The organism is Streptomyces sp. NPDC050704 (genome assembly GCF_040654355.1).
Lineage (GTDB): Bacteria > Actinomycetota > Actinomycetes > Streptomycetales > Streptomycetaceae > Streptomyces.
Genome location: NZ_JBFAHW010000014.1, coordinates 100,698 through 117,146, shown reverse-complemented (window position 1 = coordinate 117,146; position 16,449 = coordinate 100,698). Strand labels below are relative to the sequence as shown.

The following is a 16,449-nucleotide window of genomic DNA, read 5'->3' as shown; positions in this document are numbered from 1 at the left end:
TTCGATATGCCCAGAGAGGGCTTGGGAAGCGATGCTCCTCAACAAACTGACACTCATGCCGGCCGGCATCGAAATACTTCTGCCGCAGGGCTCGCCACTGACGGACATCGAATACGAGACGGCCGAGCCGTTGATTCCCTTCGGGTGCCGATCGGGAGCCTGCGGGGCGTGTGTCGTCGAAGTCCTGGACGGCTTCGATTCGCTCGGGGAGACCGACCCCGAGGAAACAGACTTTCTTGAGGACCTCGGCCGGACGGACGGCCATTACCGTCTCGCCTGCCAGTGCCGTCTCCTGGATTCCGCGACCGTACGTGTCGTGGAGAGCTAGCGCATCAGACCGAATGACGTATCAGACCGAATCACGTATCAAACCGAATTACGCATCGGACCGAACCGAACAAGGAGTGTCATGAAGAACCGAGTGACCAACGCGGGTTATGGAAACCGCAAGCCGTTCCTGAGCGCTGCCGCCTCGGTGGAGCTGCGGAGCGTGATGGACAAGCAGATCGACGAGCAGGTCGTCGAGTGGTACGCGAATGTGCCGGCCGCGGCCCACCTGGAGAGCAAGGACGTCGACTCCGAGTACTACAAGCGCAATCTCATCGAGACCGCCTGGCGTATCCGGTTGCTGCGTGTCGCCGAGGCGAAGGCCCTGACCGAGATCGCCAAGCAGAGTCCGGAAGCGGCTCAGATATGGGCGAACTACGAGCAGGAGGAGATGCTCCACGACGAGCTCTTCATCCAGGACCTCGCCAAGGTGGGCGTCTCGCGCGAGGAGTTCCTCGCCACCGAGCCCTACCTTTCCACGAAGCTTCTCACGGGTTACTTCTCCTACCTCCTGGACCACGAGGGGCCGCTCGGTGTGGTCGCCTACTCGTACCTGGTCGAGTACGTGAACGTGAAGCTCGAGCCGAAGAAGCTGGTCGCGCTGAAGGAATCGATCGGCGAGAAGAACATCGGCGGTCAGATCAGCCACTCGCACACGGACATCAACGATGACCACCCGGGCGAGGTCTGGGCCGCGGTGCGTTTCCTGATCCGCGACGAGCAGGACATCACGGCGTTCAAGAAGTACCTCCAGGAGCACCAGTCGATTCTGGCCCTGTACTTCAAGGAGCTCGCCGACAACACCATCTCCGCGGAAGTGAAAACAGCCGTCTGACCCTCTCTTGTGCGGAGGTGTGCGACGCGGCAGGGGCAGTGTTCTTCGGCTGTCCCCGCCGCGTCCACCGCGGCCCTCGGGCGAAAGGAGCATCGTGCAGTACCAGCACACGGGCGGGGGGATTCTCCTTCTCAGCCACGTCGGGTTCTCCTTCATGGAGGACCTCCTCGAGGCACTCGACACAAAAGGGCTCAAGAGCTTCGTCCTCACCTCGCTGCCCGAGGCGGCGCACGGGGGCCGGCCGGACGAACTGCGGCAGAAGGCCGCACACGTCACGGTGACCGCGGAGCACGTCCTGACCCACGAGGATGTGGAGGCGTGTCTCGAAGACCTCCGGCGGCGTGGTGAGACCGTGCTGGCCTGTGTCACGGTCTGGGAGGGCTATCGGCAACTGATGGCCTTCGCCAACGAGTTGCTCGGTGTCCGCGATCTCGGCGAGAAGCAGATCATCGGCCTCCGCAACAAACTCACTCTGCGCAATCGGCTGGCCGACGCGGGCCTCTCCCGCGTACGAGCCGCCGAACTCACAAGGGAGACACTCGACTTCTACCGGAACAGCGACAGCCGCTATTTCGTCAAGCCCGTGAGCGGAATCGCCTCGTACGGCGCTTTCCCGCTCTCTTCCCGAACCACCTGGGCGGATATCGAGAAGATCACCGCCGACGCTCTGGACGATACGGTCTACGCCTCGGCATTCGGTGACGGACTGGCCTTTCTCGTCGAGGACTACCTCCCGGGGCAGGAGTTCAGCTTCGAGGTCATCGTCGTGGACGGAGTGGCCCAGGTCGTCGCCGTGCACGAGAAGTGCGAGGTGACGGAGACGGCCGGCACCGTACTGGAGAACTCCTGTGCCAGTCCGCCGGTGAGCATCTCCGTCAAGGAACGCGCCGCGGGGATTGCCTGGGTGCGGCAGGTGCTGTCCCATCTCGAACTCCGCTGGGGCTGCTTCCACATCGAGGCCCGGCACCGTGATTCCGACTGGGACCTCATCGAGATCAACCCGCGGGTCGGCGGCAGCCTGATATCCCACAGCACCAGGGAACTGACGGGTGGGACAAGCCTCCTGGATCTCTGGATCGACCTGCTCCTCTCGGCCTCGCCGGGAGAAGGCACGGTCGCGTCGGAAGAATTCCTGGAGCACGTGAGCGCGCTCTCCTTCACCGCCGACGGTGAGACGCCGACGGTGAACGCCACCTTCTTCCGGGTCTTCTTCGCGGACAAGGGACGTATCAAGTCGGTGCGGTTGAGCGACGAGCTCACCCGCGAACCCGTGGTCACCCACATTCTGCTCAAGGCCGGTGACACGGTCGAATCGACCTCGCGTGAAGTATTCCTGGGCCAGTTGCTGTGGAAGTACCCGAGGAGCGAAAGCGCCCGGCTGCTCCCCGAACTGCTGCGCACTTCCGCGTCCGCCATCGACATCCAGTACGACGACCAGCACGTCGATCAGCACGTCGACCAGTACGAGAGGGCCCCACGGTGACGAAATCACCCAGCAGGTTCCTGATCGTCGACTACAACCTCTCCCGTGTGGACGACGTGCGCCACATCAGTACGTACGCACGCGACCACCATGGGACCGCCGTCACCCTGATCCGCGCCGACCCGACGTCCCTCGACGCCGGGATCTGCGAGGAGGTGATCGACCTCGATCCGCTGCGGGCCGACTTCGCCGAGGCGGCGGAACAGCTGCTGGGCCACCGGCGCGACGAGTTCGCCGCGGGCATCGTCTTCTCCGACAACGCGGTCAGGAGCGGCGCGGTGCTCCTGGAACGCCTCGGCCTGCGGGTCGACTCCGCGGAACTCGCCGGCGGAGCCTTCTGCAAGCACGAGTACCGGCTCACCGAGGCGGCCCACCGTCGGCTGCTCTCCGCGCAGCGCCTCCTGGTGCCGGACTTCGCCACGGTCGACTCGCGTGCGGGACTGGACGCGTTCGCCGCCGCCCATCCCGACGGCTTCGTGGTCAAGCCGGCCAAGGAGGGCAACAACCGGGGCGTGGTGATCGTCCGCCCCGGCGACGACGTCGACGCCGCGTTCGCCGAGGTCGGTCCGTATGTCGCGGGCGGTGTCATCTGCGAGGAGATCCTGCCCTACCGGCGGGAGTACTCCTTCGACGGGCTCGGACAGCTGTCCTTCGTCACCGAGAAGGTCAGCGCCACCGGGCGCTACCCCGTCGAGGTCGCGCAGATCCTGCCGGCCCGGCTGAACCACGCCGAGCGGTCCGCCGTCGAGCGGGCCGGACGGCAGGTCAACTGGCTGGTCGGGCAGTGCGACGGCCCGTTCCACAACGAGATCAAGCTGAGCGACGACGCGAGCCGCACGGCGGTCGTGGAGCCCAACCGGCGCCCGGCGGGCATGAAGATCTGGTCGCTGGCGCACTGGGTCTACGGCATCGACTTCTACCACCGCTGGGTCGACGCGGCCTTCGGGGACACGACAGGTCAGGCCCTCCCCGAACCCGCCTGCTCGGCGGCCACGGTGATGCTCGGGGTCAAGACCGACCGGAGCTTCTCGCCCGCGGACGTCACCCCCGGTGCGACCCCCTTCGAGGACGCGGTCGCCGCCACCGCCGCCGCGCACCGCCTGCTCCCGCACGAACTCGCCGTCAAGGACTTCGGGTGGCTGCCCCCCGTCCCGGGCGAACTGCACGCGACCGCCCGGGACAACGCCGACTTCGCCGCCCAGGGCTGTGTCGTGCTGAGTGCGGCGGGCGTCGACATGAGCGAGGTCGTACGCACCCTTCGGGAGGCCTGGCTCGATGCGCTGGACGCCTGCTGTCCGCGGGCCGGCCAGGGACCGCTCCGCGAGGCCATCCCCGCGGTCCCTCTCGTCCCGACCACATTGATGGAGGTTGCCCGATGAAGATCCTCGTACTGCACCGCGTGCCGTATCCGAAGATCGCCTACAGCCGGGGCATCGACCACGACCTGCACGACGTCACCTACTTCGGCAGGCGCGAGGCACTCGCGAACCTCCCGGCCGGTCTGCGCTGCGAACAGGTCGAACGCGCCGGTCTCCAGGGCCCGTACGACGAGGCGCGGGCCTGGCTCGACGCCCGGCCGCGGACCTTCGACCGGGTGATCTCCATGTCGGAGTACGAGCTGCTCGACGCCGCGCGGCTGCGCGCCGACCTCGGCGTCGAGGGCACGTCGGTCGAGCAGGTCATGCTCGCCCGCGACAAGGTCCTGATGAAGGAGGCGGTCGAGCGGGCGGGGCTGCGGGTGCCGCGCTTCCTGCCGGTGCAGGAGTTCCTCGACTCGGGCGGGCGGTCCCCCTGGGCCGGGGCGACGGTGCTGAAGCCGCACCGGGGCGCCTCCAGCATCGACGTCGTCGTGTTCGACAGCGCCGCACAGGCCCATGAGGCGATTGCCGGGCGGCGCACCGGAGTCCGGTCGATCGACGAGGACGGCAGGGGACTGCCGGACCACGAGGTCGAGGAGTTCGTCGAGGGGAAGATCCTCCACTTCGACGGCCTGGTGGAGAAGGGCACCGTGCTCGCCCTGGGCGCCAGCGAATACGTCGGCACCTGCCTGGACTACGCGCGCGGCCTGCCGATGGGCTCCTTCCAGTTCGAGGTCACGGACGACGCGCGGGAGTGGGCCGCCGCCGCGCTGGCCGCCGTACGGATCGAGGACGGCAGCTTCCACCTGGAGGCCATCGTCGACGGGACCGAGCCGGTGTTCCTCGAAGTCGGCAACAGGGTCGGCGGTGCGGACGTCGTCGACACCTTCGAGCTGGCGACCGGCATCCACCTGCCGTCGTTCGAACTGCGCATCCTGCTCGGTGAGCCCACCGCGGGCACCCTGCCCGAACTCCCCGCGGAGCGCGACTGGTACGGCTGGTTCGTCCACCCGGGACACCACCTCGGCGACCGCGTCTTCGAGGGCTTCGACGGGGCCGAGCCCTTCCGTTCCGCCCCCGAGGTCGTCACCTGGCACGAACTGCCGGTCGGCGCCCCGCTGCCCGATCACCTCACCTACGGCGCGCACGAGACCGCGCTGGCCGGCATCGCCGTGACGGGCTCTCCCGAGGAGACACGCCGGTGGATGACCCGGCTGTTCGCGTCGCTGACGCTGCGCGTGTCCGAACCGGTCGCACCCGGCACACCCCTGCCCGGAGCGGCCGTGTCGGACGCGGTGGCGTAGCGCCCCGACCGCCGACCGCGCGCGACACCCGTCCGATACCGGAAGCAAGAGAAGAGAAGAAGGACATGGCTGAACTCAGGTTCCACTGGGGCTCGTCGCTGGACAGCGGGCAGAAGAAGTCGACGGACAAGTACCGGTCGGATCTGCTCGACCTGGACGGTGCCGTCGAGTTCGCCCAGGAGGCGGACGCACTCGGGGTCGAATCGCTGCTGATGGCCCAGAGCTTCAGTCTGCCGGACCCGCTCCCGGTCATCGGGGCGCTGGTGCGGGAGACCGAGCGGGTCAAGTTCATCCTGGCGTACCGGCCCGGCCTGCTCTCGCCCACCCTCTTCGCCCAGATCGTCAACACGGTGTCGTGGATGTCCGACAGCCGGGTCGCGCTCAACGTGGTCGCCGGCACCTCCCCGGTCGAACAGGGCTACTACGGTGACTTCCTCGCCCACGACGACCGCTACGCCCGCGAGGACGAGTTCCTCGAAATCCTGCACGGCCTGTGGAGCGGCAAGCAGCCGCTGACGTACACCGGTGAGCACTACCGGCTCGTCGACGCACAGCTCGGCCTGGGCCACAAGGGCGGCGGCCGGCCCGAGATCTACATCAGCGGCTCCTCGGCCGTGGCCCAGCGCACCGCGATCCGGCACGGCGACTGCTGGTTCCGATACGGGGACACCCCCGAGGCGATCGCCGAGGCGGCCGCCCCGGTGGTCGCCCGGGGACGGGACGTGGGCCTGCGCATGCAGGTGCTGGCCCGCGAGACGCGCGAGGAAGCGCTCGCCGAACTCGCCGAGGTCATGCGGGACACCGACGAGAGCCACCGGGACTGGGTACGGGCGTTCGTCGAGGCGGGCGACTCGGAGGCCGTGAAGAACTCGATGCGCCTCGCGGAAGAGGCCGGCCACGGCTGGCTCTCGCCGGTGCTGTACTCCGGCGCCGTCGCCTACCGGGGCGGTCCCGCGCTGTGCCTGGTCGGCAGCTACGAGGAGGTCGCCGCGTACCTCATGGAGTACAAGGCGGCCGGCGTCGGGCAGTTCATCTTTTCCGGCTGGCCGGCCCGCGACGAGATGCGTACCTTCTTCACCCGCGTGCTGCCCGTCGTGCGCGCGTACGAGAACGCGGCGCGCCCCGCGGCCGTCGGCGCCACTGCGGCGGCGGTCTGATGACCGGGGAACGGGCCCGCCGAGGCCTCTTCGGGTCGGGAGTCCTGATCGGGCTGATGGCCGAGCAGGTCGTGATGTTCAGTGTGCCGCTGCTGATCTTCCAGCACACCCGCCAGGTGTCCTCCCTCGGTATCGCGTACGCCGTCGAGTGGCTGCCCTGCCTGCTGGCCTACCCGTTCGCCGGGCTGCTCGCCGACCGGGACGGCGGCCCCCGGCTCTTCTCCCGCGCCAACACCGCGCGCGCCGTCGTCATCGGCTTCGCCGTCCTGATCTGCGTCCTGCGACCGTCGTGGACCGTGCCGACCCTGATGGTGACGGGCGGCCTGCTGGCGACGCTCGTCGCGCCGATCCGGATGTCCATCGAGAAGGTCGTCCCGCAGCTGGCGAAGGGTGCGGACCTGGCCAGGACGCAGTCCCTCGTACAGAACATGGAGCTGCTGGCCATGGCGCTCGGCCCCGGTATCGCGATGGTGGCGGTGCTGTACCTGGGGAAGATCTGGCTCCTCGCGCTGGCGTGCGCGCTGTTCGCTACCGCCGCCTGCTGCTGGCTGGTGCTGCCCCGGGAGGCGGCGGCTCCGGTCCCGGCAGACAGCCGGAGGGTGCGGGCGACCGTCGCCGAACTGGCTCTCGGCTGGCGGCTCCTCGTCCACAACAAGCCGGTCATGCTGCTCGTCGGCCTGAACTTCGCCATCAACCTGGTCTTCTCGACCGTGCTCGCCGCGAACGCGGCGGTGGTCACCGACGTCCTCAAGGCCCCCGAGTCGCAGTACGCGATGCTCAACATGTTCGTCGGCATCGTCGGCCTGCTCAATCTGCTGCTGACGCCGCTGCTGCTCAGGAAGTTCGACGTCAACTTCCTCGGTGCGCTCGGCTACGCCGTCCTGTGCGGCTGCCTGCTGGTCCTGGGGGCGGCCTCGTCCTTCGGGGTCTACGCCGCCGCGTTCGTGGTGGCGATGTCCGGTGTCGCGTACTTCAACATCTTCAACCGCACGCAGCGGGTGCGGGTGATCCCCCGCGAGCACCTCGGCAAGGTGATGGGCCCCTTCTTCCTGGTCGGCCTGCTCTCCTACCCCATCGGCGGTCTCCTCATCGGCACCGTCGGAGCCGCCTACGGCCCCCAGCGGCTCATCGTCGTGCTGGCCGTCCTGCTCAGTGTGTACGGCGCGGTCTTCATACCGCTCACCATCCGCAGCTTCCGCACGAAGGAGGTATCCCATGTCGGCCCTGGAGCTGAGCTCGCCGTCTCCGGTGGACAGTGAGACCTTCCGCGAGGCGATGGCCCACCTGGCGGCGCCGCTGACCATCGTCACCACCCGCGACGCGGCCGGCCACCGACGGGGGTTCACCGCCAGTGCGGTGACCTCGGTCTCGATGAGCCCGCCGCTCGTGCTGGTCGGGCTGGCGAACCACTCCAGCTGCCGGGAAGCGCTGAGCGAGTCGCCCGAGTTCGTGGTCAACGTGCTGGCCGAGCACCACACGGGGCTCGCGGACCGGTTCGCCCGCCGTGACGTGGACCGGTTCGCCGAGGGCGACTTCGAGACCTGGGCCGACAGCGGGCTGCCGTACCTCCCGGACGCCACCGCGGTGTTCCGCTGCACGGTCGTCGACCGGATACCGGCGGGCGACCACCAGCTGCTGATCGGTGAACTCACCGGCCTGCGCACCCACGGGCAGGCGCGACCGCTCCTGTGGTACCGGCGGGACTTCCGGGCGGCGGCCCCGGCCCTGTCCCCGCGTACGGCCGACCTCTCCCGGAGAATCCGATGAAACCGCGGCACGTCCTGCTGGCCGTCGCGATCACCGCGGTCTGGGGAATCAACTTCTCGGTCATCAAGCTCGGTCTGGCCTCGATGGACCCCTTCATCCTCGCCGGCATCCGCTTCACGCTGTGCGCGCTGCCCGCCGTCCTGTTCATCAGGAAGCCGGACGTGCCGTGGCGCAACCTCGTCGCCTACGGCCTGGTGTTCGGCGTCGGCCTGTGGGGCGTGGTGACCCTCGGCATCAAGGCCGGACTCTCGTCGGGCATCGCCTCACTCGTCCTCCAGGTCAGCGCGTTCCTCACCATCCTGCTCGGCGCGGCCGTCTTCCGTGAGTCGCTGACCCGCTACCAGTGGGCCGGTTTCGCGGTCGCCCTGCTCGGCCTGGGCTGCACCGCGTTCATCACCGACGGCAGTGTGACGGGCGTCGGTATCGCTCTGGTCCTGCTGGGCGCGGCCTCCTGGAGCGTCGCCAACATCATCCTCAAGAAGACCTCGCCGCCGGACGTGCTGGCCTTCCTGGTCTGGTCGAGCCTCTTCGCCCCCCTGCCCCTGTTCGCGCTGGACTTCGCGGTCAACGGGACGGCCGGCTACACGCAGTTGGCCGAGCACCTCGACCTCACCGCCGTTCTGTCGATCCTGTTCCAGGCGTACCCCAACACCGTCCTCGCGTACGCGGCCTGGAACTGGCTGCTCAAGGAGTACCCGGTATCCACCGTGGCGCCCCTGTCCCTGCTGGTACCGGTCTTCGGACTGGCCGGCTCGGCACTGATCTTCGGCGAGCGCCTCTCCGTACCGAAGCTGCTCTGTCTGGCCCTGATCGTGGTCGGACTGATCGTCAGCCTGTACGGGAGACGCCTCGCGACGGCGCTCTCCGGGGCGCGACGGCGGCAGGCCGCCCCGGTACCGGCCGATGCGTGACCAGCGTACGAACTACCTCTCGAGGAGGAATCCGATGACGCGGACCACCATGATTCCCGGTGTCGTGGACGGGACCATCACTCCCTCGGTGGACGCGGAAGGCAACGTCTCCCTCCACATCGTGGTCAGGGGCGCCGGAAACCGCGCCGACGGCAGTGACTACATCGAGATCGTCCTCACCGGCAGTGACGCGCGAGGACTGCTGTCGGTACCGATGCGCGGCGAGACCGTGCCCGTTCCCTGCTCGGTCGGAGTCCGCCTCCAGGCCGGCCCTTCGTTCGCTTCCGCGCTCCAGGAGACCCCGTGACCGTGATCAACCAGGAACCCCTCGCCGTCCACCGGAACGACGTCGTGGAGCAGGACCCCCGGCAGAGCATGACCGTTCTCCCCGGAATCCTTCAGTACCCGCTGACGATCTTCACCGGCAAAGCCCTTTCCCGGCAGAAGTCCCTCCGCTGGACCCCCACCCTCCATCTGGCGACCGCGACGGCGTCGATGGTCGCCGGCACCCTGGTCGGCATCCTCGGCCAGGTGCTCGGCGGCGCGTTCCTGCTGCTCCTCCTGCCCGGCTGGGCGATGACCCTGCACGGAATGCGCAACCTGCGGATGATGGTCTACCACCAGTGCTCGCATCGGAACATGTACCGCAGCCGCAGGCCGGACCGGGCGATCGGCCACGCCATATCGAGCCTGCTCGTCATCCAGAACTTCCAGCGCTACAGCCGTGAGCACGTCAGCGACCACCACGCGACCCACCACATGACGCTGCAGGACCCCACGGTCCAGGCGTTCCTGGTCAGCCTCGACATGCGCCCGGGGATGACGCGCCGTCAGATGTGGCGCCGGCTCCTGGGCAAGCTGGTCTCGCCGCGCTTCCACTTCGCGTTCGCCGTCTCCCGGGTGCGGTCCTTCTCGAAGGAATCGGCGCGCAGCGAGAAGGTCTGCGCACTCGCCCTGTACGGCACGGCGCTCGCCGCGACCGTCCTCACGGGTACCTGGCAGGTGCTGCTGGTCGTCTGGTTCGTACCGCTCGTCCCCCTGTTCCAGATCAGCAACACCCTGCGGCTGTGCGTGAAGCACACCTTTCCCGAGCCGGGACTCGAGGACCGGCGCAGCCGCGCGTACTTCGCCTCCCTCACCAACGCGATCTTCATCGGCGACCGGGTCCCCCCGGCCGCACTGCCCGCCGGGCGGCGCGCCCTCGCCTGGGCTCGCTGGACGCTGCGGATGCTGTTCGTGCACGCCCCGTCCCGCTACCTCGTACTGACCGGCGACACGGTGGTGCACGACTACCACCACCGGCACCCGCGCGCCGAGGACTGGTCGAACTACATCTTCGTCCGACGGCTGGATGCCGAGGAGGCGGCCGCGGCAGGGGACCGCAACCGTCCGCCGTACCACGAGGTGTGGGGACTGGCGCCCGCCATCAGCCACGTCTTCGACTCACTGGCGGCCGCCGACGCCGAGGAGTTCGACGTGCACCGTCTGAAGTCCGTCAGCAAGCGCGAACTCTTCGCCGCCTTCGACGACTGACATGGCTGAGATGACCGACATGGCTGGCACGGCCGGCGCCCAGGCTTCCCGAACCCCCAACCCGGCTCCCATACCGATTCAGGAATCATCGATGCGGACAATGCCACACCAGACACCAGCGCCTCGCACGGTCATACTCGGGGTCGCGGCCAGCGACAGCCACGCGGTGGCCAACCACCTCATCGCCTACTCGCTGCGCGGTCTCGGCTTCCACGTGGTCAACCTCGGTACCTGCACCCCGGTCGAGGAGTTCGCCGAGGCGTGCGAGCAGTACCCGGACGCCGAGGCCGTCGTCATCGGCAGTCTCAACGGCCATGTCCACGAGGACCTGCGCGGCCTCGACCGGGCCAAGCAGTCCGGCCGGATCACCTGCCCCGTCGTCGTCGGCGGCAATCTGTCGGTCGGCAGTCACAAGGACTCCTCCTCCCTCGACCGCCTCTACGCCACCGGCGTGGACCACATCCTGTCCGAGCCGGCCGAACTGCCGGCCCTCCTCGACGAACTGCGCATGACACGCCGCCGGTCGGCCGTGTCCGCCGGGCGGGCGGCGTCTTGAGCCTGTCATCGCTGCCGCCGCGCGCGGCGGGACCGCGCACCGCACGCGGGCGTACCGACGGCGACCCGGCGACGCTGCCGACACCGGCCGAGTCGGCCGCGTACATCACCTCGCTGGGAAAGCCCACCGCCGCCGAGGTCCTCGACACGTGCCGGGCGCGGGGACGGGTGGCCGTCCAGCCCCGGTGCGGCGTCGGCGGGCACGAGGAGATGAAGGCCCTCCTCGTGGCCCTGGAGGCCGAGGCCGCGCCCGACATCCTCACGCTCACCATCGACTCGCACACCCGGCTGAAGAGGTTCGAGGAGGCCCTGCGAACCCTCAACGTCCGCCCCGCCGACCTGAACGGCTACCCCCTGGTGGCCCACGGCTGGCAGCGTGGCAGGGAGATCAACGAACTGGTCGCCGCACCGCTGGAGATCCGGCACGGTTCACCGGACGCCCGCATCCTCTTCGACGTGTCCGTGGCCTCCGGCGTCACCTCCTTCGAGGGCGGCGGGATCTCGTACAACCTGCCCTACTCCAAGGCCGTACCGCTGGCCGGGTCGCTCGCGGCCTGGCAGGACGTGGACCGGCGCTGCGGGGAACTCGCCGAGCACGGTGTGGTCATCGACCGGGAGCTGTTCGGCACGCTCACCGCCGTGCTGGTGCCGCCCTCGATCAGCCTCGCCATCAGCGTGCTGGAAGCGGTGCTCGCGGCCCGCGCGGGCGTCCGCTGCATCTCGGTCGCCTACCCGCAGGGCGGTCATCTCGCCCAGGACGTCGCGGCCCTGCGGAGCATCCCCGTACTCGCCGAGCGCTACCTCCCCGCCGGGGTCACGGTCCACGCGGTCCTGCACGAGTTCATGGGTGTCTTCCCGCGCGAGCGGGGCAACGCCGAGGACCTGATCCTCTACGGGGCGCTCGTCGCCCGGCTCGGCGGAGCCTCCAAGCTGATCACCAAGACCCATCAGGAGGCGTACGGGATTCCCGACACGGCGGCCAACGTGGCGGGCCTGCGGCTGGCGGACCGCGCCAACTCACCGCTCCTCGACTTCATCACGGTCGACGACCATCAGGTCGGCCAGGAGCTGGAGTGGATACTCGCGGAGGTCGCGGACCTCGTGGAGCCACTCCTGGCGCACGCCGATGTGACCGGGGCGATCGTCGAGGCGTTCGCGGAAGGCCGGCTCGACATCCCCTTCAGCGCCAGCCGTCACGCCCGCTCCGACCTGATCCCGAGGCGGGACCGCACGGGTGCCATCCGCTATCTGTCGGCGGGCGCGCTGCCGTTCTCGGCGGCCCACCTGCGCCGCAACGAGGAACTCCTGCACGCGGTGGACGGTCCGGAACCCGGCTTCGACGCGCTGACGCGGGGACTGACCGGCGACATCAACTACTTCCGGCACGTGTTTCAGGAGGAGGAGCCGACTTCGCGGCCGCACAGCGCCCCGTTGTCCGTCCCCGCACCTGGCGCACCTGGCGCACCTGGGGCACCTGGCGCACTTGGCGCACTTGGGGTCACTCACGCCTCCTCCGCGATCACCTCCGCCCCCACACTCAGCGAATCGAGGAACTGATCCGATGCGAGCCCTCCACGTCACCGAGCCCGGCGGTCCCACCGCCCTCACCCCCACCGACCTCCCCGAACCGTCGCCCCTCCCCGGTCAGGCAGTCGTCCGCAATGCCGCGATCGGCCTCAACTTCATCGACGTCTACTACCGCAACGGCACCTACCCGGCCCCCTATCCGCTCGTCCCGGGCCAGGAGGCGGCCGGCGTCGTCACCGCCGTGGGCGAGGGCGTCGAGGGCATCGCGCCGGGCGACCGCGTCGCCTACGCGACCCAACTCGGCGCCTACGCCGAGTACACGGCGGTACCGGCGGCCAAGCTGGTACCCGTCCCCGAGGCCGTCTCCCTCAAGGACGCGGCGGCGGTCCTGCTCCAGGGGCTCGCCGCGCACTACCTGAGTCACACCACTCACCCCGTGGCGTCCGGCGAGACCGTCGTCGTCCTCGCCGCCGCCGGCGGCCTGGGCCAACTCCTGATCCAACTGGCCGCGCACCGGGGTGCGAACGTCGTCGCCGTCGCCTCCACCAAGGAGAAGCGGCAGACCGCCCTCGCGGCGGGTGCCCAACATGCCGTCCCTTACGAGGAGTTCGCGGCCCAGGTACGCGAACTGACCGCGGGCGAGGGCGCGCACGTGGTCTACGACTCGGTCGGTGCGGCGACGTTCGAGGAGAGCCTCAAGGCCCTGCGCCGCCGCGGCACCCTCGTTGTCTGCGGCCTGTCCAGCGGACCCGTGCCGCCCTTCGACGTGGAGTCGCTGCGTACCAGCGGCTCACTCCACCTCACCCGCCCCACTCTCGCCGACCACGTACCGGACGCGCCGTCCCTGCGGGCCGCCGCCGCCGAACTCTTCGCCTACGTCGCCCAGGGCGTCGTACGTCCGCGCGTGCACGCGGAGCTGCCACTGGCCGACGCGGCGCGGGCGCACGAGCTGCTGGAGGGCCGCCTCACCACGGGCAAGGTCCTGCTCACGCCGTGAGCACACAAGGGGAGACGGGAGCACGCCATGAGCGTTGACATCAGGACGAGTACGGCGAGTTCGACGAACGCGGTGACGAAGGCATCGGCGTCCGCACCGGCGACCACCGGCGGGTGGAAGGGAATGGACGTGGTCCCGGCGCCGGTGCTGATGCTCATCGGAATGGTGAGCACGCAACTGGGCGCGGCATTCGCCAAACAGCTGTTCGGCACGGTGGGCCCGGCGGCGATGACGGTGATGCGACTCGGCTTCGCCGCCGTCGTCCTGCTCCTGTGGTGGCGGCCCTCGCTGCGCCTGGACCGTCGTACGGCGGGTGCGGTGGCGGCACTCGGCGTCGCCATCGCGGGCATGAACATCTGCTTCTACCTGGCCATGGCCCGGATGCCCGTCGGGGTGGCCCTGACCGTCGGCATGGCGGGCCCGCTCGCGGTCGCCGCGATGTCCTCGCGCCGGGCCAGGGACCGGCTCTGGATCGTGCTCGCGGCGAGCGGCATCGCCCTCCTCGGCTGGCAGGGCGGCGCGGCGGGCGTGACCGGCCTGCTGATCGCCCTGGCCTGCGCCGTCTTCTGGGGTTCGTACGTGCCCCTGTCCGCCAGGGTCGGGGCGGTACTGCCCGGTGGCGGCGGACTCGCGCTCGCCATGGCGTTCGGCACCCTGTGCTCCCTGCCGGCCGGGCTGGTGGAGGGCGGCGCGGCGCTCGCCCGGCCGGAGGTGCTGGCCTTCGGCTTCGGTGTCGCGATGCTGTCGTCCCTCGTCCCGTACACCTGCGAGATGGAGACGCTGCGCCGGGTGTCGGCGCTGGTGTTCGGGGTGCTGCTGAGTCTGGAACCGGCGATCGGCGCCCTGGTCGCCCTGCTCGTCCTGCACGAAACCCTGTCTCCGCTCCAGGCGTTGGGCCTGGCCGCGGTCGTGGCGGCGTCGATCGGAGTCATCCGCAGCACCCGATCGCCCCGCGAGCGCCCGCCCGGTACCGCCCCCACCTTCACCCCTGGTGCCCCTCTCCCTCCCGCCCCCACCTCCACGTCCACCCTCACTCAAGGATCCGAAGAGAAATGATCGAAACCGGCAGGAACGCGGCACTCGCAGGCAGTCCGGAGGGCCTGGAGCAGCTGAGGACCCTCCTGAACACGGCCCTCGGCGCACTCGGCGGCGCCGCGCTCAAGCGCGGCGGCCCGGTCGCGCCCGGCGGGCCCGAGGCGGCTGTGGCAGCGGTGCGCGAGGCGATGGGCGGGGGGAAGTTCCTCGCCGACGAGCCCAGTGCCCAGCGGGTGACGGACCTCTTCGAGGCGTACGCGATGTGGGCGGCCGACCTCACGCACCCGTCGGCGGTGGCCCGTATGCAGTGCGCACCCACCGCCGCGTCCGCCGCCGCCGAACTGTTGGCCGCCGCGCTCAACCAGTCGCTGCATGCCTGGGAGAGCGGGCCCTTCGCGCTGGAACTGGAGCGGCAGCTGATCAAGGAGATGGCTTCCTGGGTCGGCTTCGGCGACCAGGCGTCGGGGACTCTGACCCCCGGCGGCAGCATCTCCAACCTGATGGGGCTGCTGCTCAGCAGGGACCGCGCGCTGAAGGACGCCGACCCGGCGGGTCCCGGCTCGGGGGAGGTGTCCCGGGCGGGGCTGGCGGGGCGGCGGATCCGGCCGCGCATCCTCTGTTCGGAGGCCGCCCACTTCTCGATCGCACGCGCCGCCGGTTTCCTCGGCCTCGGCCGGGACGCCGTGGATACCGTGCCGGTGGACGACCGCGGCCGGATGCTCGTCGACGAGGCCAGGCGGATACTCGACGGCTTCGCCCCCGACGAGGTCCCGGTGGCCCTGGTCGCGACGGCCGGCACCACGGACCACGGGTCCTTCGACCCGCTGCCCGAACTGGCGGCCCTCGCCGCCGAGTACGGGACCTGGCTGCACGTCGACGCGGCGTACGGCATCGGGGCACTGTTCTCGCCGACGCTCGCCCCGCTCCTCGACGGTCTGGCAGGGGCCGACTCGGTCGCCTTCGACCTGCACAAGTTCGGCTGGACTCCGGCCTCTTCGAGCGTGCTGCTGGTACGCGACCGGCACCACATGGCCTGCCTAGACCAGCAGGCGGTCTACCTGAACCCGTCCGACGACGAGGCCGCCGGTTTCACCGCCCTGCTCGGCACCTCCCTCCAGACCACCCGCCGCTCCGACGCCTTCAAGATCGCGGCCTCACTGCTGACGGTGGGGCGCGAGGGCATGGGCGCCTGGGTGGACGCCTGCCACGAACAGGCGCGCCACGCCGCGGCCCGGATCACCGCCACCGACGGCCTGCACCTGGTGGCGGAACCGCTGCTCAGCACGGTGATCTTCCGCTGCCGTCCCACGAGCGCCAACCCGGTGGCGGACGAGAGCGCCTGGAACGCGGCGGTACGCAGAAAGCTCATGACGGAGGGCCGAGCACTGCTGGCCCGCACAAAGATCACCGACTCGGAAGGCAGACCACAGGTCCACCTGAAACTGGTCTTCCTCAACCCGACCACGACCAGGTCCGAGATCGACGAACTGCTGACGGACATCGAGACCGCGGCCCGCGAACTGGCAGAAGACCACTTCATTGAGGCTGATTGAGGCTGATTGAGGCTCCGCATGGCTTGTGACGGAGCGGGCGCCGTCGGGGCGCTGGTCGGGCCACACCCTCTTGACGACGATCACGTCCGGGAGCGAGCCGCGGACAG

The 16,449-nt window shown here is 69.6% G+C and carries 16 protein-coding genes; all 16 read left to right on the top strand.

The features are described 5' to 3' along the window. Window positions 1-55 precede the first annotated feature (55 nt). Window positions 56-328 carry a 2Fe-2S iron-sulfur cluster-binding protein gene (locus tag AB0I18_RS10840; RefSeq protein WP_363105075.1) on the top strand — a complete coding sequence of 91 codons (273 nt, stop codon included), beginning with the start codon at window positions 56-58 and terminating at the stop codon, window positions 326-328. An 81-nt stretch (window positions 329-409) separates the two neighbouring features. After that, window positions 410-1,162 carry a hypothetical protein gene (locus AB0I18_RS10835; protein ID WP_363105074.1) on the top strand — a complete coding sequence of 251 codons (753 nt, stop codon included), beginning with the start codon at window positions 410-412 and terminating at the stop codon, window positions 1,160-1,162. A gap of 94 nt (window positions 1,163-1,256) precedes the next feature. Continuing rightward, complete coding sequence (locus AB0I18_RS10830; protein WP_363105073.1) at window positions 1,257-2,645, top strand: ATP-grasp domain-containing protein; 1,389 nt, start codon at window positions 1,257-1,259, stop codon at window positions 2,643-2,645. Continuing rightward, window positions 2,642-4,024: a biotin carboxylase gene (locus tag AB0I18_RS10825; RefSeq protein ID WP_363105072.1), complete on the top strand. Its 1,383-nt coding sequence runs from the start codon at window positions 2,642-2,644 to the stop codon at window positions 4,022-4,024. The genes AB0I18_RS10830 and AB0I18_RS10825 overlap by 4 nt, the downstream gene beginning before the upstream one ends. Then, entirely contained in the window at window positions 4,021-5,307 is a 1,287-nt protein-coding gene (locus AB0I18_RS10820; RefSeq protein WP_363105071.1) for an ATP-grasp domain-containing protein, read from the top strand. The genes AB0I18_RS10825 and AB0I18_RS10820 overlap by 4 nt, the downstream gene beginning before the upstream one ends. 65 nt (window positions 5,308-5,372) lie before the next feature. Further along, window positions 5,373-6,464: an LLM class flavin-dependent oxidoreductase gene (locus AB0I18_RS10815; RefSeq protein ID WP_363105070.1), complete on the top strand. Its 1,092-nt coding sequence runs from the start codon at window positions 5,373-5,375 to the stop codon at window positions 6,462-6,464. Then, window positions 6,464-7,723: an MFS transporter gene (locus AB0I18_RS10810; RefSeq protein WP_363105069.1), complete on the top strand. Its 1,260-nt coding sequence runs from the start codon at window positions 6,464-6,466 to the stop codon at window positions 7,721-7,723. The genes AB0I18_RS10815 and AB0I18_RS10810 overlap by 1 nt, the downstream gene beginning before the upstream one ends. Further along, on the top strand, window positions 7,680-8,231 hold the full coding sequence (locus AB0I18_RS10805; RefSeq protein ID WP_363105068.1) for a flavin reductase family protein: 552 nt from the start codon (window positions 7,680-7,682) through the stop codon (window positions 8,229-8,231). Before AB0I18_RS10810 ends, AB0I18_RS10805 begins: the two co-directional genes overlap by 44 nt. Continuing rightward, entirely contained in the window at window positions 8,228-9,142 is a 915-nt protein-coding gene (locus tag AB0I18_RS10800) for an EamA family transporter (protein ID WP_363105067.1), read from the top strand. The genes AB0I18_RS10805 and AB0I18_RS10800 overlap by 4 nt, the downstream gene beginning before the upstream one ends. A 34-nt stretch (window positions 9,143-9,176) precedes the next feature. After that, window positions 9,177-9,449, top strand: a complete 273-nt coding sequence (locus AB0I18_RS10795; RefSeq protein WP_363105066.1) for a hypothetical protein — start codon at window positions 9,177-9,179, stop codon at window positions 9,447-9,449. Then, a complete protein-coding gene (locus tag AB0I18_RS10790) occupies window positions 9,446-10,675 on the top strand; it encodes a fatty acid desaturase (protein ID WP_363105065.1) in 1,230 nt (409 codons plus the stop codon). Before AB0I18_RS10795 ends, AB0I18_RS10790 begins: the two co-directional genes overlap by 4 nt. Window positions 10,676-10,766: 91 nt before the next feature. Then, window positions 10,767-11,231, top strand: coding sequence for a cobalamin-dependent protein (locus AB0I18_RS10785; protein ID WP_363105064.1), 465 nt, complete (start codon window positions 10,767-10,769; stop codon window positions 11,229-11,231). Continuing rightward, entirely contained in the window at window positions 11,228-12,787 is a 1,560-nt protein-coding gene (locus AB0I18_RS10780) for a methylaspartate mutase (protein ID WP_363105063.1), read from the top strand. The genes AB0I18_RS10785 and AB0I18_RS10780 overlap by 4 nt, the downstream gene beginning before the upstream one ends. Before the next feature lie 4 nt (window positions 12,788-12,791). Continuing rightward, the gene (locus AB0I18_RS10775; protein WP_363105062.1) at window positions 12,792-13,754 is read left to right on the top strand and encodes a quinone oxidoreductase; all 963 of its coding nucleotides are present in this window, start codon (window positions 12,792-12,794) and stop codon (window positions 13,752-13,754) included. A 27-nt stretch (window positions 13,755-13,781) separates the two neighbouring features. After that, window positions 13,782-14,810, top strand: a complete 1,029-nt coding sequence (locus AB0I18_RS10770) for an EamA family transporter (protein ID WP_363105061.1) — start codon at window positions 13,782-13,784, stop codon at window positions 14,808-14,810. After that, window positions 14,807-16,342: a pyridoxal-dependent decarboxylase gene (locus AB0I18_RS10765; RefSeq protein ID WP_363105060.1), complete on the top strand. Its 1,536-nt coding sequence runs from the start codon at window positions 14,807-14,809 to the stop codon at window positions 16,340-16,342. Before AB0I18_RS10770 ends, AB0I18_RS10765 begins: the two co-directional genes overlap by 4 nt. Window positions 16,343-16,449 lie beyond the last annotated feature (107 nt).

Bases quoted from the DNA above. Each gene is read 5' to 3' on its own strand.
- AB0I18_RS10820 (WP_363105071.1), top strand. From the start codon at position 4,021: ATGAAGATCCTCGTACTGCACCGCGTGCCGTATCCGAAGATCGCCTAC.
- AB0I18_RS10835 (WP_363105074.1), top strand. From the start codon at position 410: ATGAAGAACCGAGTGACCAACGCGGGTTATGGAAACCGCAAGCCGTTC.
- AB0I18_RS10800 (WP_363105067.1), top strand. From the start codon at position 8,228: ATGAAACCGCGGCACGTCCTGCTGGCCGTCGCGATCACCGCGGTCTGG.
- AB0I18_RS10805 (WP_363105068.1), top strand. From the start codon at position 7,680: ATGTCGGCCCTGGAGCTGAGCTCGCCGTCTCCGGTGGACAGTGAGACC.
- AB0I18_RS10785 (WP_363105064.1), top strand. From the start codon at position 10,767: ATGCGGACAATGCCACACCAGACACCAGCGCCTCGCACGGTCATACTC.
- AB0I18_RS10810 (WP_363105069.1), top strand. From the start codon at position 6,464: ATGACCGGGGAACGGGCCCGCCGAGGCCTCTTCGGGTCGGGAGTCCTG.
- AB0I18_RS10775 (WP_363105062.1), top strand. From the start codon at position 12,792: ATGCGAGCCCTCCACGTCACCGAGCCCGGCGGTCCCACCGCCCTCACC.
- AB0I18_RS10795 (WP_363105066.1), top strand. From the start codon at position 9,177: ATGACGCGGACCACCATGATTCCCGGTGTCGTGGACGGGACCATCACT.
- AB0I18_RS10840 (WP_363105075.1), top strand. From the start codon at position 56: ATGCCGGCCGGCATCGAAATACTTCTGCCGCAGGGCTCGCCACTGACG.
- AB0I18_RS10770 (WP_363105061.1), top strand. From the start codon at position 13,782: ATGAGCGTTGACATCAGGACGAGTACGGCGAGTTCGACGAACGCGGTG.
- AB0I18_RS10765 (WP_363105060.1), top strand. From the start codon at position 14,807: ATGATCGAAACCGGCAGGAACGCGGCACTCGCAGGCAGTCCGGAGGGC.
- AB0I18_RS10815 (WP_363105070.1), top strand. From the start codon at position 5,373: ATGGCTGAACTCAGGTTCCACTGGGGCTCGTCGCTGGACAGCGGGCAG.